This window comes from Micromonospora sp. Utrum1, from assembly GCF_057197805.1.
The window spans coordinates 6,771,223-6,788,397 of record NZ_CM170071.1; the positions used below are offsets into that span (position 1 = coordinate 6,771,223).

Here is a 17,175-nt window from a genome sequence, read left to right on the forward strand (position 1 = left end):
GACAGGGGGCGCGCCGGGCGGCCGACACGCGTCGTGACAAACGTGCGAGGGATTCGTTGTACACCCCCTCGCGGAACGGCCCCGGGTCGGGCTCACCGGTAGGCGAGCCCGACCCGGGGTCAGACCGTTCGGATCAGAGCTCGACCGAGGTGATGTCGAGCTCGCCGACGTTGCTCAGCTCCAGCTTCTTGATCTTCTCCGAGTGGCCGGACTGCTCGCCACTGAAGTAGACCGGAACCGTGGGCACGTCCTGGTCGATCAGCTTGACGGCCTCGGCGAACTTCTTGTGGGCCTCCTCGATGCTGGGGGCCGACGAGGCCTCCTTGGCGAGGGCGTCCACCTGCGGGTTGCTGTACTTGCCGTCGTTCGAGGAACCGCCGGTCACGTAGAGCGGGTTGATCCAGTTCTCCACGTCCGGGTAGTCCTGCTGCCAGCCGGCGCGGTACATGCCGGTCATCTTGTAGGCGTTGATGTTCGCCCGGAAGACCGCGAAGGTCGGCACGCCCACGGCGACGGCGTCGATGCCCAGGTTGGTCTTGATCTGCTGGGCGACGGCCTCCATCCACTCCTTGTGGCTGGCGTCCGCGTTGTACGACAGGGTCAGCTTGCCCTGGAAGCCACCGGCCTGCTGGAGCAGCCGCTTGGCCTCGACCGGGTCGAACTTGCAGGCGGTGCAGTTGCCCGGCTCGGCGCCCGGGGTCAGCGGGTTGGCCCAGCTGTCGGCCGGCTTGCGGTTACCGAAGAAGATCTTGTCGGTGACCTCCTGCCGGTTGATCGACAGGGAGATGGCGCGACGCAGGTCCTTGTTCTGGAACCGCTTGTCGTAGATCGGGAAGGCGATGATGCCGGACGACGGGATCGTCGTCTGGATCGCCCGCTCGCCCAGGTCGGTCTTCCACTTGTCACCGGCCAGCGAGGAGACCGGGACCTGCTGCTGGAAGTCCAGGTTGCCGGCGAGCAGGTCGTTGTAGGCCGCCGTGTCGTCCTGGTAGATCTTGACGGTGACGTCCTTGATCTTCATCTTGTCGCGCAGGCTGTAGTCGTCGAAGCGGGTGAGCTTCAGCTCGACGTCGTCCTGCCAGGAGACGAGCTTGACCGGGCCGTTACCGATCGGCTTCTTGCCGAACTCCGCCGCAGTGGTGGCGAAGAAGGCGTCGGGCAGCGGCATGAAGGCGCTGTAGCCCAGCTTGGTCGGGAACACGGCGGTCGGCGCGGAGAGCGTGACCTCGAAGTTCCAGTCGTCGATGACCTTGAGGCCGGACATCTCCTTGGCCTTCGGCTCCGCGGCCTTCTTCGGGCCGTCCGGGCCGTCCGGGTCCTCGGTGTAGGTGTCACCGAAGCCCTGGATGTCGGCGAAGAAGGAGGCGTTCTGCGCGCCGTTCGGGCCGTACGCCGCCCAGTTCCAGGCCTTGACGAAGCTCTCGGCCTTGACGGTGGTGCCGTCGTGGAACTTGGTGTTCTGCTTGATCTTGATCTTGAAGACCTTCGAGTCGCTCGTCTCGATCGACTCCGCCAGCAGGTTCTGCGGCGCTCCACCGTTGTTGGGGTACTCGACCAGGCCGCTCCACAGCCAGTCGACGATCTTGCCGCCGCCGGTCTCGGTGGTGTTCGCCGGAACCAGGGGGTTCTCCGGCTGGGTGCCGTCGATGACGATCGCGCCGTCCTTGCTGGCGCTGGCGTCGCCGCCGTCGTCGTTGCCGCTGGAGCAGCCGGACGCGATGAGCGCGAATGCCGCGCCCACCGCGAGCGCGCCGCTCGCCCGCTTCGAGACTCTCATTCCGAGGGGCCTCCTCTTTCTAACCTGGTTCCGTCGTGAGTTTCACGCACGTTTGGGGGGTGACACCACCGACGACCCGAACCACAGGCCGCCGGATTACCGCGAAGGAAATCGGGACACCCCCAGGGGGACCGATCCGCCGGGCGCCACACCCTTCGACGAAGACACCGCGCAGGGTCAACGGCCACGCACCGGCGCATGGGGGCGGCGTCACGTGGTCGGCGGGCCCGACGGGGTGCCTCACACCGGGGGGTGAGGTGTTGCCACTGTGACACCCACCAGCCCTTTGCGTGAAGGTGCCGTTATCAAGCCGTTAGTTGCTTGCCACGTTGCCGATACTTGAGAAAAGATCATGAAACACCCGTGTCGTGCCGCTCTGAACAGGTAAGACACGACCACACGGGGCCAGACCACCCGCGTAGGCTCAGCGCCGTGAGCTTCCCCGCGTCCGCTCCGGTGCTTACCGACGTCCGCCGAGCCCTCGCAGTTTTTGCCCATCCGGATGATGTCGACTTCGGCTGTGCGGGCACCATAGCCCGCTGGGTGGATGAGGGTATCGAGGTGGCCTACCTCATCGCCACCCGGGGAGACTCCGGCGGCTTCGACGACACGCCGCGCGAGGAGATGCCGGCCCGGCGCGAGGCGGAGCAGCGGGCCGCGGCCGACGCGGTCGGCGTGCGCCGGGTCGACTTCCTGGACGGCCACACCGACGGCATCCTCAGCCCCAGCCTGACGCTGCGCCGGCAGATCAGCGCCGCCATCCGCCGGTTCCGGCCGGACCGGGTGCTGACCAGCTCGCCGCTGCGCCGCTGGGAGCACCTGGCCGGCCCGAGCCACCCCGACCACCTGGCCGTCGGCGAGGCCGCCACCTGCGCCGTCTACCCCGACTCGCGCAACCGCTTCGCCTTCCCGGAACTGCTCGACGAAGGGCTGGAGCCGTGGGTGGTCCGGGAGATCTGGTACTTCGGCGGGCCCGGCCCGGACCACGTCGTCGACGTGACCGACCAGGTCGACCGCAAGATCGCCGCGATGGCGGCGCACCGGTCGCAGACCGCCCACCTGGACGTGCCGACCTGGGTCCGGGACCGGCTCACCACGATGGCCGACAACGCCGGCCTCCCGGCCGGCCGGCTGGCCGAGGCGTTCACCGTGCTGCGAACGGAGTGACGCCCCGGGCCGGCCCGGCCGGGGCGGTCAGACCAGCCGGCGGTCGGCGGCCCAGCGGGACAGCTCGTACCGGTTGGACATCTGGAGCTTGCGCAGCACGTTGGAGACGTGCGTCTCGACCGTCTTGATCGAGATGTACAGCTCCCGCGCGATCTCCTTGTACGCGTACCCCCGGGCGAGCAGCCGGAGCACCTCGCGCTCCCGGTTGGTGAGCTGGTCCAGCTCGGGATCGGCCACCGGCGCGTCCGGCCGGGCCGCGAAGGCGTCCAGCACGAAGCCGGCCAGCCGCGGGCTGAACACCGCGTCCCCGTCGGCCACCCGCCGGATCGCGTCGGTCAGCTCCTCCGGCGAGATGGTCTTCGTGACGTAGCCCCGGGCGCCCGCCCGGATCAGCCCGATCACGTCCTCGGCGGCGTCGGACACGCTCAGTGCCAGGAACCGCACCTGCGGGTGGGAACGCCGCATCGCCTCCAGCACCGCGCGGCCGCCGCCGTCGGGCATGTGCACGTCCAGCAGCACCACGTCCGGCTGCATGGCCGCGATCCGGCTGACCGCCTCCGCCACCGTGCTGGCCTCGCCCACCACCTCGACGCGCCCGCCCAGCTCGGCGCGGACGCCGGCCCGGAACATCGCGTGGTCGTCGACGAGGAACACCCGCAACCGCCCGTCCCGGGGCGCCGCGCCCTCGACCGGCTCCTGCTCGACCATGATCATCTGTCCCTTTCCGCCGTGGAGCCGGAGCCGCTGATCGGCAGGATCAGCCGGACCTCGGTCCCCTCCCCCGGCTCGGAGCGGATCTCCGCCCGGCCACCGTGCCGCTTCATCCGTCCGATGATCGAACCCCGGACGCCGTGCCGGTGATCCTCCACGGTATCCGGGTCGAATCCCTTGCCCCGGTCCCGGACGAAGACGCTCACCTGTTCCGGCTCCACCTCGGCATAGAGCGAAACGGTGCGTACCTCGGCGTGCCGGGCCGCGTTGACCAGGGCCTCCCGGGCCGCGGCGACCATCGCGCCGACCCGCTCGTCGGTCTCCCGGTCGCCGACCACCACCGCCTCGACGGTGATCGCGAAGGTGTCCTCCACCTCGGCGGCGGCCTGCTCCAGGGCGGCCGCGAAGCGCTCGGTCGGCGAGGCGGTCGGCTTGTAGAGCCAGTTCCGCAGCGAGCGCTCCTGGCCCCGGGCCAGCCGCTGCACCGTCTTGACGTCGGTGGCGTTGCGCTGGATCAGGGCGAGGGTGTGCAGCACCTGGTCGTGCACCATGGCGGCCAGCTCGGCCCGCTCCTGCTCGCGGATCCGCCCCTCGCGTTCCGAGCGGAGCTGGTTCCACGTGCGCCAGAGCACCGGGCCGGTCACCACGCCCACCCCGGCCAGCCCGACCAGCGCGAAGATGATGCCGTTGAGCACCGCGTCGAGGTTCTGCGCCGGCGAGTAGACCGCCGCCACGCCGATGATGCCGACCGCGACGAGCACCCCGCCGCCGATGAAGCGGAGCACGAACGCGCGTCGGTCGCTCTCCTCCACCACCACGCCGAGCCAGGGCACCGCCATCGAGCCGCCCCACTGCCGGCGGCGCTCCGGCGCGGACTGGTGCCAGATCACCCCGGCGCCGACCGCGATGATGGCGACCAGCCAGCCGGCGGTGCCGGCCGCGCCGACCGAGTCGAAGGCGACCACCTGGAGCAGCAGCACGCCCAGCCCGATCGCCACGAAGGGCAGCAGCTGGGTGAGGTCGCGGCGGGGCGGGACGGCGGTGTCGCCGGGCCTCGGCGGGACCACCGCCCAGAAGGCGGCGTAGAGCAGCAGCCCCAGACCGCTCAGCCCGAGCAGCACCATGAAGGCCACCCGGACCCGGAGCACCGAGATGCCCAGGTGTTCGGCGATGCCGGCGGCCACCCCCGCGGCCAGCCGGTGCTCGGTGGCCCGGTAGAGGCGCGGGGGGTGCGGGGTGACGGTGCTGCTGATCGGAGGCTCCCGGGTCGGGGACGGCGTGCCGGCGGCGGCCGACGTCCCGATCGTCACACGGCCGGACCGCCCCGGACCACGGGGACGCCCCGGACATTCGCGGCCCCGGGATCTCAGGGTGGGGTCAGGGTCGGGTCCTGAGGACGCTCGGGCGGCCGGGGCAGCAGGATCGGAGGCATGACCGAGGACGCTGCCCGTCCGCCCCGCCCCGGGGCGGCAGCACAGGACGGGCCACCGCCACCCCCGCCGGGGCCGGCGCCCACCGCCGCCGACGCCACGGCGCCCCCGCCGGCCGGGTCCGCCCCGCCACCCTTCGCCGATCCGCCACCCACCGGGTACGCTCCACCGCCCGGCGGCGCCGGCTTCACCTCCCGGTACGGGCTGGTCCGCCCCCGGGAGGGCCGCTACCTGGCCGGCGTCTGCGCGGCGATCGGCCGGGCCACCAACACCGACCCCGTGCTGTGGCGGGTGCTCCTGGCCGTGCTGGGCTTCTTCGGCGGCATCGGCATCCTCGTCTACGTGACCGCGTGGCTGATCATCCCCGGCGAGGGCGACACCGCCTCGCCGGTGGAGTCGATGCTCGGCCGCGGTCGGTCCAGCATGTCCCCGATCACCGTGATCGTGCTCAGCATCGTGGTCGCGGTCGGCTTCGGCTACGTCGTCACCAACGGGTTCCGGGCGATCCTGCTCGGCGCGGTGATCCTGATCGGCGGCGCGCTGCTGCTCAACCGCGACCAGCGCGGCCCGGCGGCCCGGATGGCGGCGCCCGGCGCGCCGCCCGGTCCGGTGCCCCCGGTGGCCTGGCCCGCGCCGCCGGCCGCCGCACCCGCCGCCGACGTGCCGGCCGCCGCCGGGCCGGTCCCGGCGGCCACCTGGTCCGGCGCGGCGACCGAGCCCGCGCCGTGGTCCGGCGAGCCGCCGGCCGCCCGGCCCGAGCCGGGCTACCCGCCCGCGCCGGTCTCCGCCGGCGGCTGGCCGGCGGCCACCGCCGCCCGGCCCGCCTGGTCCGAACCGGAGCCCACCCTGGCGCGGCCGCCGGCCGTCCCGGGCAGCCGGGCCGGCGAGGCGTGGCCGGTCACCGAGGCGGCGCCGGCCTGGTCCGCCGCGCCGACCACCGGCCAACCGCTCGGCGAGCCCGCCGCCGTGCCCCCGCCCGCCCCGGTGGGCGGGCCGCTGCCACCGGGGGGCTACCGGCCGCCGTTCGCCCCGCACGGGCCGTACGCCGGGTCGACGCCGCCCCCTCCGCCGCCGCCGGCCCGCCCGGCCCGGCCGCCGAAGCGACCGAAGGAACGCTCCGCGCTCGGCGCGGTCACCTTCTCGCTGATCTTCCTGGCGCTGGGCCTGGTGGCGATGCTCGACCTGCTCGACGTCTTCCCGGTCGGCGCGGCCGGCTACTTCGCCGCGGTGCTGGCCACCATCGGGCTCGGGCTGCTGGTGGGCACCTGGTTCGGCCGGGCCCGCTGGCTGATCGCACTCGGTCTGGTGACCGCGGCGGCGCTGGGCATCGCCACGGTCGCCGAGTCCTACGACCGGATCCGCGGCATCGACGGCAACGTCACCTGGGCCCCGGTCGACTACCGCGACCTGGCCGACCGCTACGAGAACAACTTCGGCGACGCCGTGCTCGACCTGCGCGGGGTCGACTTCGACAAGAAGGACACCCAGGTGACCGTCGAGGTCAACTTCGGCAAGGCGACGGTGGTCGTGCCGCCGAACGTCGACGTCACCACGGTGGCCGACGTGAACGCCGGTGACGCCAGCGTCTTCGGCCGGCGGACCGGCGGCTTGGACGGCCGCCAGTGGGAGAACACCGACCTCGGACCGGACGGCCGCGGTGGCGGCACGCTGCGCCTGCTGGTCCACGTGAACGCCGGAAACCTGGAGGTGACCCGGTGAAGGCTCACCGCACCGACATCGTGTCGTTCGCCTTCGGGCTGGCCTTCCTCGGGCTGTCCGCCTGGTGGCTGCTGGCCCGGATCCTCGGGCTGGCGCTGCCCCCGGTGGGCTGGTTCCTGGCCGGAGCCCTGATCCTCATCGGACTGCTCGGGTTGGTCGGCGCGCTGCGCTCGGGCCGGCACACCGAGTCGGAACCGGCGGAGGCCACCGTCGCCGCGCCCTACGAGACGGGCACGCCGACCGGTGCCACCCCGGCCGGCGAGGAGGCGGACGAGTGGGCCACGGACGCGGTGACCGACGTGCCGCTCGCGGCTCGGGAGGACCGTCCGTCCGACGGGGAACCACACTGGTCGCCCGAGGTGCTGGGCGAGCCGGTCACCCGCGAACTGCCCCCGGTCGAGCCGGCGCTTCCGGAAGGGTCCGAGCCCGCGACCCGCGAGCTTCCCGCCGCCCAGGAGCGGGAGGGACTGGCCAGGCCGGCCACCCGCGAACTGCCGGCGGTCGACGAGACGGCCGACCGGTCGGGGGGCGGTTCGCGTACCGGCGGGGACGGACCGGGCTGACCGCGGCGGTGCGGAGCGCCGACGACGCGGCCTATGCTGGCTGGTGGAGATCTCGCCTCCGCCGGCCGGCCCATGCCCCGGTCGCCGGCCAGGGCTCCCGGTCGGCCGGGTCGCCCGGGGTGGTCCCGCAGCCTTCCGTCTACCTCGTCAGGAGCCCGTCCGAGATGACCCAGTCCCCCGCCGTGCGCGCCACCGGTCCCGCCGGTGCGGTCCGCGTCGGCGAGCGCGCCGCCCGTACCCTCGTGAGCGAGTTCGCCCGGCGCAACGACGCGAAGGCCGGCCTGCTGGTCGGCGCGACCCCGCAGTCCGCGGTGCTGGCCGCGGCGATCGAGGCGCTGCTCCCCGGCGACCGGCTCACCGTCGTGCCGGCGGAGGGCGCCTCCGCCACCGCGCTCCGCGAGCACGTGACGGCCCAGGGCCGCTGGGTCGCCGACCGGGTACGCGTGGTCGACACCCTCGCCGAGGCGGACGCCGCCGCGGTGGTGATGGCCGCCGAGCCGCTCACCGGCACCGCCGAGGAGGCCCGGAACGCCGTCGACGGGCTGGCGAAATACCTCGCCGAGGGCGCCGTGCTGAGCGTGACCGCGCCCCTGTTCCGGACCGAGGGGGCCGGGGCCGAGCTGGACCGGCAGGGGGTGCTGCACGGCGTCCGCACCGACCTGGTGCTGCGCAACTCCCCGCCGGTACGCGTCCACCACCTGCGCTTCACCCCGGCGCCGGCCGCGCTGGCCGCCTCGCTCTCCCCGGCGTACCGGCCGTCGAGCGTGCCGCTGAGCCGGGGCATGCACATCGACTCCAACGGGGTGGCCGCCGCCGGCATCACCCTCGGCCTGGCCGCGCTGGCCCGGGCCGCCCGGCCGAAGTCCCGGCTCTGGCTGCTGCCGGCGCTGGCCGCCGCCCCGGTGGCCGCGTTCTTCCGGGACCCGGAGCGGGACGTGCCGGAGGAGCCGTCGGCCGTGGTCGCCTCGGCCGACGGCCAGGTCCTCTCGGTGCAGCGGCTGCACGACGAGCGCTTCGGCGAGGGCGAGTGGCTGCGGATCGCCGTCTTCCTCTCGGTGCTGGACGTGCACGTCAACCGCTCGCCGGTGGCCGGCAAGGTGGTCGACTACTTCGTCGCCGACGGCGGCTTCGTCAACGCCATGAAGCCGGACGCCGAGCACAACGTGGCGGCCTACACGGTGCTGGACACCGACCACGGCACGGTGGTGGTGGCGCAGCGGACCGGGCTGATCGCCCGCCGGATCGTGCAGCGGGCACCGATCGGCGCGCTGCTGGCCCGGGGCGAGCGCTTCGGCCTGATCCGATTCGGCTCGCGCACCGACGTCTACCTGCCGGCCGACGCCGCCGAGCCGCTGGTCGGCCCGGGCGACAAGGTGGTCGGCGGGTCGACGGTCATCGCCCGCTGGAGCTGATCCCGCAGACACGGAAAAGGGGCGCCGCTCTCGCGGCGCCCCTTTTCGGTGGTACGGGTCAGGCGGTGTGGCGCTGGCGCAGCCAGAGCACCGGGCCGCTGACCAGGTAGCCCACCACGATGAGGGCGAAGGTGAGCCGGATGTCGACCAGCGCGCCGACCACCGGGGCCAGCCAGAGCCACGGCGGCAGCTTCACCAGCCGGGCGAGCTTCGCGTAAGGGAAGCTGGACACCATGGCGAAGGCGAGCAGCGCCACGCCGCCGACCATGACCAGGCCGGAGACCGGCAGCCCGATCGCCACGGTCAGGGCCAGCACGGCGGCCGCCATGGTGGTCGGCACGCCGCAGAAGAACCGGCCGTCCTTGGGCGAGACGTTGAACCGGGCCAGCCGGATCGCGGCGCAGGCCGCGACCAGGGCGCAGGCGACCGCGGCGGCCGCCGGCGGCACCGAGCCGGCCAGCGAGGCGTAGACCACGACCGGGGCGGCGAGGCCGAACGAGCACATGTCGGCCAGCGAGTCCATCTGCGCGCCGAACGGGCTGGCCACGTTGAGCTTGCGGGCCAGCGCCCCGTCGAGGCCGTCGAACGCGACGCAGGCGATCAGGCAGAGCGCCGCGACCCGGACCTCGCTCTGCATGGCCAGGAAGATCGCCAGCATGCCGAGCATGAGGCTGCTCAGGGTGCAGGCGTTGACCAGCGCGAACTTCGCCCGGCGGGCGGCGGTGCGCTCGCCCGGCAGCAGCGGGATCGACATCGCCGCCTCGTCGACCGGCGCCATCGGGCCGAGCGCCGGGCTGACCGGCATCACAGCCTCGACCTCGGCGTCGTACCGCGCGGCCTCGACGTCGGCGTCGTAGCGGCCGTAGCGGAGACGCTGGCGGTCGGACCAGCGGTGGTCGGGAGTGACCAGGTCGGTCCCGGTGACGGCGGCGCCGTCCCGGCGGCCCACCCGGACCAGCAGCACCTGGCGGGCGAACGTGCTGCTGCGGCGCAACCGGCCCGCCCAGCGACGCCCTGCGGGGCGCGGACTGTCAGTCGTACGACGCCGGCGCCATGGGGCTCTCGGCACGTTTCCTCCATCACCGGATCGGGTGACCGCCACGCGGGCGGGTGTCCGGCTGTCTCGTGCCGGACCTTTCGGGCCCGGCAGCCCATTTGCGGAGTACACCATTGCACAGGGGATAGGGGGTTGGCGATAGCTGCCGGCGGTACTTATAACTCTCTTAACCGCGCGAACCGCTCAGTCATTCCCATCTCGGGCCTCAACGCCCTTTTTCGTCGCCCAATCCCCACTGCCGACTGTACCGGAGGCGACCCATGGTGGCTCGGTGAGTGGGCGTCACCTCCCCCGATGTCCGGTTGCCCGGGCCGCCACGTCGGTCATCCGCAGGCCACTGACCTGGTCGGGAGCGAACCAGGCCGCCCGCGCCGTGGAGCCGCCCGCGAGCTCGGTCACCACCGCGTCGATCGGGACGTCCACCCGCACCCGGTAGATCACCCGGACGCCGTGCCAGTCCAGCGGGCGCCCCTCCGGGCCGAGCGCGGCCGGGTTGTGCAGGTTGTCCACGGCCAGCAGGTCGACCACCCGGCCGAGCTGCCCGGCCTCCTCGACCAGCTCACGGAGCAGGCCGGCGGCGGGCTGCTCGCCGTGGTCGGTGCCGCCGCCGGGCAGGTGCCACCTCCCGGCGCCCGGGTAGCCGTCGGCGATCATGGTCAGCAGCACCCGGCCGGCCGGGTCGGTGACGAGCCCGTACGCGGCGAAGCGCTGGCGCCGGTCGGTGGGCGGAACGACCGGCCCGGGCGGCAGCCCCCGGGGCAGGTCCGCCGGCAGCGGCGACACCGGCACCCCGAGCAGCTCGGCGGTGAACGGCATCAGCGGCACGGCCGCCGCCTCGTCCGGGGTGAACCAGCCCAGCTCGTCGCTGCCGCCGGCCGGCTCCGGCCGCAGCTCACCGCCGCGCGCCTCGACCTCGAAGATCAGCCGGTCGGTGTGCACCGCGACACCGTCGGTCCGGAAGACGGCCACGTCGGCGACCGCGGCCCGAATCGCGCCCGCCGCGACCGCCAGCCCGGTCTCCTCGGCGAACTCACGCTCGACGGCACGGGCGGGATGCTCGGCATGCTCGATCCCACCCCCGGGCAACTGCCAGACCCCCGGATACGGACACCGCTCCGACCCGCGCGCCAGCAACACCCGCCCACGCCCGTCCCGCAGCACCCCGTAAGCCCCGATCCGCCGCCGCTCCTCCACCGCACCCACTCCCCACCCCGCCAACCTCGTCGATCATGAGGTTAGCGGCATCGGGACGGACATATCGCACCGTCAACCTCATGATCAACGGCAGCGGGGGCGTGTCGCGGGGTCAGATCAGGTGGGCGGCGTGGACGGCCTCGGCCGTCACCTCGGTGAGGCGGTCGGTGGGCAGGGCGCCCAGCTCCTCGCGGCGGAACCAGCGGGCCTCGCAGGTGGAGCCGCCGACGTCGGCCACCGTGGGTGGGGCGGGCTGGTCGACGACCACCCGATAGAAGGCGCGTACGCCGTGCCAGTCGATCGGGTAGCCCTCGGGGCCGAGCGAGGCGGCGTCCCGGTGGCTGGCCACTCCGAGCAGCTCGACCAGGCGGCCGGTCTGCCCGGTCTCCTCGACCAGCTCCCGGATCAGCGCGGCGCCCGGCTGCTCGCCGTAGTCGGTGCCGCCGCCGGGCAGGTGCCAGCAGCCGGCGCCCGGGTAGCCGTCGGAGACCCGGGTGAGCAGCACCCGCTCCTCCGGGTCGGTCACCACGGCGTACGCGGCGAAGCGCTGCGCCCGGTGCAGCCCGTCCGGGCCCGGGACGGCGTAGAAGGAGGGGAACTCGGGGACCTCCTCCGGCACGATGTCGTCGGTGGCCGTGGGCAGGCCCAGGGCGCGCGCGGCGAACGAGCGCAGCGGCAGCTCCCGGGCCTCGTCGAGCGTGAACCAGCGGGCCAGGTCGGTGGGGCGGTCGACCCGGTCGGCGAGCGTGCCGCCCCGCACCGAGACCGTGTAGAGCAGCCGGTCGGTGTGGATCGTGATGCCCCGCTCGGGCAGCGCCCGCATGTCGGCGAGGACGTCCTGGAGCGCGGCGACCGCCACCGAGAGCCCGGTCTCCGCGGCGGTCTCCCGGACGACGGTGTGCTTGGGGTCCTCCCCGTGGTCGACCGCCCCGCCGGGCAGCGACCACGCGCCGGGGGTGCCGGAGCGCTCCGATGCGCGGACCAGTAACACTCGGCCGTCTGAATCAGCACAAACTGCGTATGCCGCGATCCTGCGGAGCGGCTCCAGCAAGGTGGTCACGGGAGGAAATTCTCCCCGGATGCGGTTACCGCCATCGAAAAGAGTCAGATTCCTGACTCTTGGCTGGCGCCTCAGGGACGCGTCAGGGTAGGAGTCCGGGCGGTCACCGAGGTCGCCCGGCGGCCCGCGCGGGACCGTGGAGACATGACCTCGACGAACCCCTCCCAGGCCCCGTACAAGCAGCTCCGCCGGCCGGTCACCGACCGGATGGTCGCCGGCGTGGCCAGCGGCCTCGGCCGCTACTTCGCCGTCGACCCCACCCTCGTGCGGGTGGGCTTCGCGGTGGCGACCCTGCTCACCGGCGGGCTCGCCGCGCTCGCGTACCCGATCATGTGGTTCCTGATGCCCGAGGAGCCGGCAGGCGCGCCCGCCTGGCCGCACCCGCCGGGCACCGCGCCCGGCTGGCCGCCGGTCCCGCCGGCGGCCACGGGTCCGCACCCGGCGGCGGCCACGCCGGAGCCCGCGCCCCGGCCGGCGCCTCAGCCGCCGACGGCGGCCTGACCCGGCGTCACTCCCACTCGATGGTGCCCGGCGGCTTGCTGGTCACGTCCAGGACCACCCGGTTGACCTCGGCGACCTCGTTGGTGATCCGGGTGGAGATCCGGGCCACCACCTCGTAGGGCAACCGGGACCAGTCGGCGGTCATCGCGTCCTCGCTGGAGACCGGGCGCAGCACCACGGGATGCCCGTAGCTGCGCCCGTCGCCCTGCACGCCGACGCTGCGCACGTCGGCCAGGAGCACCACCGGGAACTGCCAGACACCCCGGTCGAGGCCGGCGGCGGTGAGCTCCTGCCGGGCGATCAGGTCGGCCTTGCGGAGCACGGCGAGGCGCTCCTCGTCGACCGCGCCGATGATCCGGATGGCCAGGCCCGGGCCGGGGAACGGGTGCCGCCAGACCATCGCCTCGGGCAGCCCCAGCTCCAGGCCGAGCGTGCGGACCTCGTCCTTGAACAGCGTGCGCAGCGGCTCGACCAGGGCGAACTTCAGGTCCTCCGGCAGGCCGCCGACGTTGTGGTGGCTCTTGATGTTGGCGGTGCCGGTGCCGCCGCCGGACTCCACCACGTCCGGGTAGAGGGTGCCCTGCACCAGGAACTCGACGTCGCCGTGCGCGGCGATCTCCCGGGCGGCGGCCTCGAAGACCCGGATGAACTCCCGGCCGATGATCTTGCGCTTCTGCTCGGGGTCGGTCACCCCGGCCAGCGCGCCGAGGAACCGCTCGCGGGCGTCGACCACCTTGAGCTTGATGCCGGTGGCGGCCACGTAGTCCTTCTCCACCTGCTCGGCCTCGCCGGCGCGAAGCAGGCCGTGGTCGACGAAGACGCAGGTGAGCTGGTCGCCGACGGCCTTGTGCACCAGCGCCGCGGCGACCGCCGAGTCGACGCCGCCGGACAGGCCGCAGATGACCTCCTTGTCGCCGACCTGCTCCCGGATCCGGGCCACCTGCTCGTCGATGATGTTCTCGGGCGTCCAGGTCGGCTCGATGCCGGCGATGTCGTGCAGGAAGCGGCTGAGCATCTCCTGGCCGTGCGCGGTGTGCCCGACCTCCGGGTGGAACTGCACCCCGGCCCGCCGGCCGGCCAGGTCCTCGAACGCGGCGACCGGCGCGCCCGCCGACTCGGCGGTGACCGCGAAGCCGGCCGGCGCCTCGGTGACGCAGTCGCCGTGGCTCATCCAGACCGGCAGGTCGTCGGGGAGGTCGCGGAGCAGCACGCCGGCCTCCGGGCGGGCGTGCAGCGGGGTGCCGCCGTACTCGCGGTTGCCGGTGCGCGCCACGGTCCCGCCGAGCGCCTGGGCCATGGCCTGGAAGCCGTAGCAGATGCCGAAGACCGGGACCCCGGCGTCGAACATCCCGGCGTCGATCTGCGGGGCGTCCGGCGCGTAGACGCTGGACGGGCCGCCGGACAGGATGATCGCGGCCGGGTTCTTCGCCAGCATCTCGGACACCGGCATGGAGTGCGGGACGATCTCCGAGTAGACCTTCGCCTCGCGGACGCGGCGCGCGATGAGCTGGGCGTACTGGGCTCCGAAGTCCACCACGAGGACGGGGCGAGGCGTGCTCATGTGCAGCAACCTTACCGACAGTCACCCCCGGCGCGGGCCGCGCCCCGGTGTGTCGCGCGCCGCCCTGCTCAGGGACGCAGGGCGGCGGGGGCGTGGGCGGGGACGGCGGGCTGCCTCGGCGCCACCGGGGCGAGCCGGCGGTAGGGCGCGCCGAGCGGCGGGCGGGGGTCCTCCTCACCCTTGTTGGGCCAGAACGACATGGCCCGCTCGGCCTGCGCCGTGATCGTCAGCGACGGGTTGACGCCGAGGTTGGCCGAGACCGCAGCGCCGTCCACCACGTGCAGCCCGGGGTGGCCGTGCACCCGGTGGTACGGGTCGATCACCCCGCGCTCCGGGCTGTCTCCGATCACCGCGCCGCCCAGGATGTGCGCGGTCATCGGGATGTTGAACGGCTCGGTGACCGCCCCGCCCGGCGTGCCGTCGATCTCCTCGGCGAGCAGCCGGACCGCCTCGTTGCCGGCCGGGATCCAGGTCGGGTTAGGGGCGCCGTGCCCCGGGCCGGAGACCAGCCGGCGGCCGAGCCGACCGCGCCGGTAGCGGGTGGTGAGCGAGTTGTCGGCCGACTGCATGACCAGGGCGATCACGGTGCGCTCGGACCAGCCGCGCACCGAGAGCATCCGGGCGGCCAGCGCGGGCTGCCGGACGATGCTGCCCAGCCAGCGCCGGATCCGGTGCGGGCCGCCGTCGACCAGCAGCGACTGGAGCAGGCCCATCGCGTTGGAGCCCTTGCCGTAGCGGACCGGCTCGATGTGGGTCTGCGGGTCGGGGTGGAACGAGCTGGTGATCGCCACGCCCTCGGTGAAGTCGAGGCCGCGCCGCCGCGCCTGGCCGGGCCCGACCGAGGCGCCGAGGATGGCCTCCGAGTTGGTCCGGGTCAGCTCGCCGAGCCGGGGCGACAGGGCGGGCAGCGCGCCGGTCGCCTTCATCTCGTGCAGCAGCCGCTGGGTGCCCAGCGCGCCGGCCGCGAAGACCACCTGGTCGGCGTGGATCACCTGACGGCGCTTGCGCAGCCAGGCGCCGGTGCGCTCGGTGTGCACCTCGTAGCCGCCGTCGGCGGCGGGGCGCACCGCGGTCACCGTGGTCAGCGGGTGGACCTGCGCGCCGAGCCGCTCGGCCAGCCAGAGGTAGTTCTTGACCAGGGTGTTCTTCGCGCCGTGCCGGCAGCCGGTCATGCACGAGCCGCAGTGGCTGCAACCCGTCCGGTCCGGCCCGACCCCGCCGAAGTACGGGTCGGGCACCCGCTCGCCGGGGCGGCCGATGTGCACGCCCACCGGCGTCGCGTGGAAGGTGTGCCCCACCCCCATCCGCTCGGCCACTGCCCGCATGGCCCGGTCCGCCCCGGTGACGACCGGGTACGTGGTGACGCCGAGCATCCGCTTCGCCTGGTCGTAGTGGCGGGCCAGCTCGTCGCGCCAGTCGGTGATGTCCCGCCATTGCGGGTCGGCGTAGAACGCGTCGAGCGGTTCGTAGAGCGTGTTCGCGTAGACCAGCGAGCCGCCGCCCACTCCGGCGCCGGCGAGCACCAGCACCCCACCGCCGGCCTTCCGGTCGGCCGAGCGGAGCAGGGTGATCCGTTGGAGGCCATAGCAGCCGAGCTTCGGGGCCCACAGGAAGCGCCGGACTCGCCAGGAGGTCCGGGGGAACTCGTCGTCGGCGAAGCGCCGGCCGGCCTCCAGGACCCCGACGGTGTAACCCTTCTCGGCCAGCCGGAGCGCGGTGACGCTGCCGCCGAAACCGGACCCGATGACGACCACGTCGTACCGCATGGAGGCATCATTACCGACGGGTAGCCGTAGCGCCAGCGAGAGTTTTTCGCAGATCATGCAGAGCGCTCGATCAAACGGGGATCCCGCCCGGGCAACCGACGGCCACCCGTCGCGCGTCAGGTGGAACACGGGGAGAGGAGTCCACGATGACGCGACGACGGTGGGTGCTGGGACTGACCGCGCTGGTGGCCGTGGTGCTGGTCGCCGCCGGCGCGGTGGTGGCCACGCGGCTGGTCTCCCGCCCCTCGCCCGGCCCGGTCGCCGGCCCGGCCACGCCGAGCCCGTCCGCCGCGCCGACCACCCCGGCCCCGGTGACGTCCAGCCCCACCCCGCCGCCCGGCGCCGACCTGAAGGGGCCGCTCAACCTCCTGCTGGTCGGGGTGGACACCCGGATCAGCGTGCCGGGCTGGGAGCCGCACGCCGACGCCGTGCTGGTGCTGCACGTGCCCGCCGGGCTGGGGCGCGCGTACCTCTTCTCGCTCCCCCGCGACCTGGTGGTCGACATCCCGGCCTACCCGAAGGCCGGCTACCCGGGCGGCCGGACCAAGCTCACCCACGCGATGAGCTACGGCAGCCGGGTCCCCGGCGACAAGGCGCACCCCAGCACCGCGCAGGGGTACGAGCTGCTGCGCACCACGGTCAGCCGGTACACCGGGCTGCGCATCGACGCCGGCGCGGTGCTCACCTTCGGCGGCTTCGACAAGCTGGTCGACACCCTCGGCGGCGTGGACCTCTACGTGGACCAGCGGGTCGCCTCGATCCACCGCCGGCCGGACGGGCGCTACCGGGACCGGTCCGGCAGCACCTACACCGGGCCGCAGATGGTCTACCAGCCGGGCAACCGGCACCTGACCGGCTGGCAGGCGCTGGACTACGCCCGCCAGCGCTACACCGCCGGTGGCGACTACACCCGCCAGCGGCATCAGCAGCAGCTGATCCGGGCGCTGGCCCGGAAGATCCTCGACCAGGGGCTGGCCCGCGACCCGGGCCGGGTCCAGCAGGTGGTCGACGCGCTCGGCAAGACCCTGGTGTACGTCGGCGGCGGCCGCCGGCTGGTCGACTTCGCGTACGCCCTGGGTGGCCTGCCGGCGGAGAAGTTCGTCCTGGTCGGCCTCCCCGGCGACGGGGTGGGCAGCGGCGGGTCCTACCAGGGCGAGCAACTGCGCCCGGTGGGCCGCGAGTTCCTCGCCGCGCTGCGGGGCGGCAGCGCCGACGCGTACCTGGCCGCCCACCCGTCGCTCCGGGTGAAGAACTGAC

At 73.8% G+C, this 17,175-nt stretch carries 13 protein-coding genes and 1 pseudogene; 6 read left to right on the forward strand and 8 right to left on the reverse strand.

Translation table 11 applies throughout. The features are described from left to right. Nucleotides 1–133: 133 nt before the first annotated feature. The gene (locus tag AC0OLQ_RS31795; protein ID WP_484529241.1) at nucleotides 134–1,777 is read right to left on the reverse strand and encodes a peptide ABC transporter substrate-binding protein; all 1,644 of its coding nucleotides are present in this window, start codon (nucleotides 1,775–1,777) and stop codon (nucleotides 134–136) included. A 456-nt stretch (nucleotides 1,778–2,233) separates the two neighbouring features. On the opposite strand from AC0OLQ_RS31795, the gene AC0OLQ_RS31800 reads away from it, so the two are divergent. Continuing rightward, the gene (locus tag AC0OLQ_RS31800; RefSeq protein ID WP_484532490.1) at nucleotides 2,234–2,944 is read left to right on the forward strand and encodes a PIG-L deacetylase family protein; all 711 of its coding nucleotides are present in this window, start codon (nucleotides 2,234–2,236) and stop codon (nucleotides 2,942–2,944) included. Between the two features lie 27 nt (nucleotides 2,945–2,971). Here the strand turns inward: AC0OLQ_RS31800 and AC0OLQ_RS31805 are convergent, their stop codons facing one another. Together AC0OLQ_RS31805 and AC0OLQ_RS31810 are read right to left on the reverse strand one after the other, a co-directional pair. Continuing rightward, nucleotides 2,972–3,652, reverse strand: coding sequence for a response regulator (locus tag AC0OLQ_RS31805; protein WP_484529242.1), 681 nt, complete (start codon nucleotides 3,650–3,652; stop codon nucleotides 2,972–2,974). Nucleotides 3,653–3,654: 2 nt separating this feature from the next. Then, nucleotides 3,655–4,908: a PspC domain-containing protein gene (locus AC0OLQ_RS31810; protein ID WP_484532491.1), complete on the reverse strand. Its 1,254-nt coding sequence runs from the start codon at nucleotides 4,906–4,908 to the stop codon at nucleotides 3,655–3,657. 177 nt (nucleotides 4,909–5,085) lie between these two features. Between AC0OLQ_RS31810 and AC0OLQ_RS31815 the strand changes: the two genes are divergently transcribed. The 3 genes and pseudogenes from AC0OLQ_RS31815 to AC0OLQ_RS31825 all read left to right on the forward strand — a co-directional run bounded on the left by AC0OLQ_RS31815 (nucleotide 5,086) and on the right by AC0OLQ_RS31825 (nucleotide 8,779). After that, nucleotides 5,086–6,804 (forward strand): PspC domain-containing protein, encoded by a 1,719-nt coding sequence (locus AC0OLQ_RS31815; RefSeq protein WP_484529243.1) that lies wholly within the window; start codon nucleotides 5,086–5,088, stop codon nucleotides 6,802–6,804. Next, nucleotides 6,801–7,070, forward strand: a pseudogene (locus tag AC0OLQ_RS31820) (hypothetical protein); the annotation flags it as partial. The gene AC0OLQ_RS31815 and the pseudogene AC0OLQ_RS31820, both read left to right, overlap by 4 nt. A 461-nt stretch (nucleotides 7,071–7,531) precedes the next feature. After that, nucleotides 7,532–8,779, forward strand: a complete 1,248-nt coding sequence (locus AC0OLQ_RS31825) for a phosphatidylserine decarboxylase (protein WP_484529244.1) — start codon at nucleotides 7,532–7,534, stop codon at nucleotides 8,777–8,779. A gap of 58 nt (nucleotides 8,780–8,837) precedes the next feature. On the opposite strand, the gene AC0OLQ_RS31830 is transcribed toward AC0OLQ_RS31825, so the two are convergent. The 3 genes from AC0OLQ_RS31830 to AC0OLQ_RS31840 form a co-directional block, all read right to left on the reverse strand. Then, on the reverse strand, nucleotides 8,838–9,773 hold the full coding sequence (locus tag AC0OLQ_RS31830; RefSeq protein WP_484529245.1) for a CDP-alcohol phosphatidyltransferase family protein: 936 nt from the start codon (nucleotides 9,771–9,773) through the stop codon (nucleotides 8,838–8,840). A gap of 345 nt (nucleotides 9,774–10,118) precedes the next feature. Then, on the reverse strand, nucleotides 10,119–11,030 hold the full coding sequence (locus tag AC0OLQ_RS31835) for an NUDIX hydrolase (RefSeq protein ID WP_484529246.1): 912 nt from the start codon (nucleotides 11,028–11,030) through the stop codon (nucleotides 10,119–10,121). 112 nt (nucleotides 11,031–11,142) lie between these two features. Then, the gene (locus AC0OLQ_RS31840) at nucleotides 11,143–12,090 is read right to left on the reverse strand and encodes an NUDIX hydrolase (protein ID WP_357345688.1); all 948 of its coding nucleotides are present in this window, start codon (nucleotides 12,088–12,090) and stop codon (nucleotides 11,143–11,145) included. 144 nt (nucleotides 12,091–12,234) lie between these two features. Between AC0OLQ_RS31840 and AC0OLQ_RS31845 the strand changes: the two genes are divergently transcribed. Further along, nucleotides 12,235–12,591, forward strand: a complete 357-nt coding sequence (locus AC0OLQ_RS31845; protein ID WP_357345686.1) for a PspC domain-containing protein — start codon at nucleotides 12,235–12,237, stop codon at nucleotides 12,589–12,591. Nucleotides 12,592–12,598: 7 nt separating this feature from the next. Here the strand turns inward: AC0OLQ_RS31845 and guaA are convergent, their stop codons facing one another. Continuing rightward, on the reverse strand, nucleotides 12,599–14,152 hold the full coding sequence (gene guaA / locus AC0OLQ_RS31850; RefSeq protein WP_357345684.1) for a glutamine-hydrolyzing GMP synthase: 1,554 nt from the start codon (nucleotides 14,150–14,152) through the stop codon (nucleotides 12,599–12,601). A gap of 68 nt (nucleotides 14,153–14,220) precedes the next feature. Beyond that, a complete protein-coding gene (locus tag AC0OLQ_RS31855) occupies nucleotides 14,221–15,918 on the reverse strand; it encodes an FAD-dependent oxidoreductase (protein ID WP_484529247.1) in 1,698 nt (565 codons plus the stop codon). Nucleotides 15,919–16,064: 146 nt separating this feature from the next. On the opposite strand from AC0OLQ_RS31855, the gene AC0OLQ_RS31860 reads away from it, so the two are divergent. After that, the gene (locus AC0OLQ_RS31860; protein WP_484529248.1) at nucleotides 16,065–17,174 is read left to right on the forward strand and encodes an LCP family protein; all 1,110 of its coding nucleotides are present in this window, start codon (nucleotides 16,065–16,067) and stop codon (nucleotides 17,172–17,174) included. Nucleotide 17,175: the final 1 nt, after the last annotated feature.

What these genes read in the sequence shown, in the direction of transcription:
- AC0OLQ_RS31795 (WP_484529241.1), bottom strand. Translation starts at nt 1,777, where the DNA reads ATGAGAGTCTCGAAGCGGGCGAGCGGCGCGCTCGCGGTGGGCGCGGCA.
- AC0OLQ_RS31805 (WP_484529242.1), bottom strand. Translation starts at nt 3,652, where the DNA reads ATGGTCGAGCAGGAGCCGGTCGAGGGCGCGGCGCCCCGGGACGGGCGG.
- AC0OLQ_RS31815 (WP_484529243.1), top strand. Translation starts at nt 5,086, where the DNA reads ATGACCGAGGACGCTGCCCGTCCGCCCCGCCCCGGGGCGGCAGCACAG.
- AC0OLQ_RS31825 (WP_484529244.1), top strand. Translation starts at nt 7,532, where the DNA reads ATGACCCAGTCCCCCGCCGTGCGCGCCACCGGTCCCGCCGGTGCGGTC.
- AC0OLQ_RS31845 (WP_357345686.1), top strand. Translation starts at nt 12,235, where the DNA reads ATGACCTCGACGAACCCCTCCCAGGCCCCGTACAAGCAGCTCCGCCGG.
- guaA (WP_357345684.1), bottom strand. Translation starts at nt 14,152, where the DNA reads ATGAGCACGCCTCGCCCCGTCCTCGTGGTGGACTTCGGAGCCCAGTAC.
- AC0OLQ_RS31855 (WP_484529247.1), bottom strand. Translation starts at nt 15,918, where the DNA reads ATGCGGTACGACGTGGTCGTCATCGGGTCCGGTTTCGGCGGCAGCGTC.
- AC0OLQ_RS31860 (WP_484529248.1), top strand. Translation starts at nt 16,065, where the DNA reads ATGACGCGACGACGGTGGGTGCTGGGACTGACCGCGCTGGTGGCCGTG.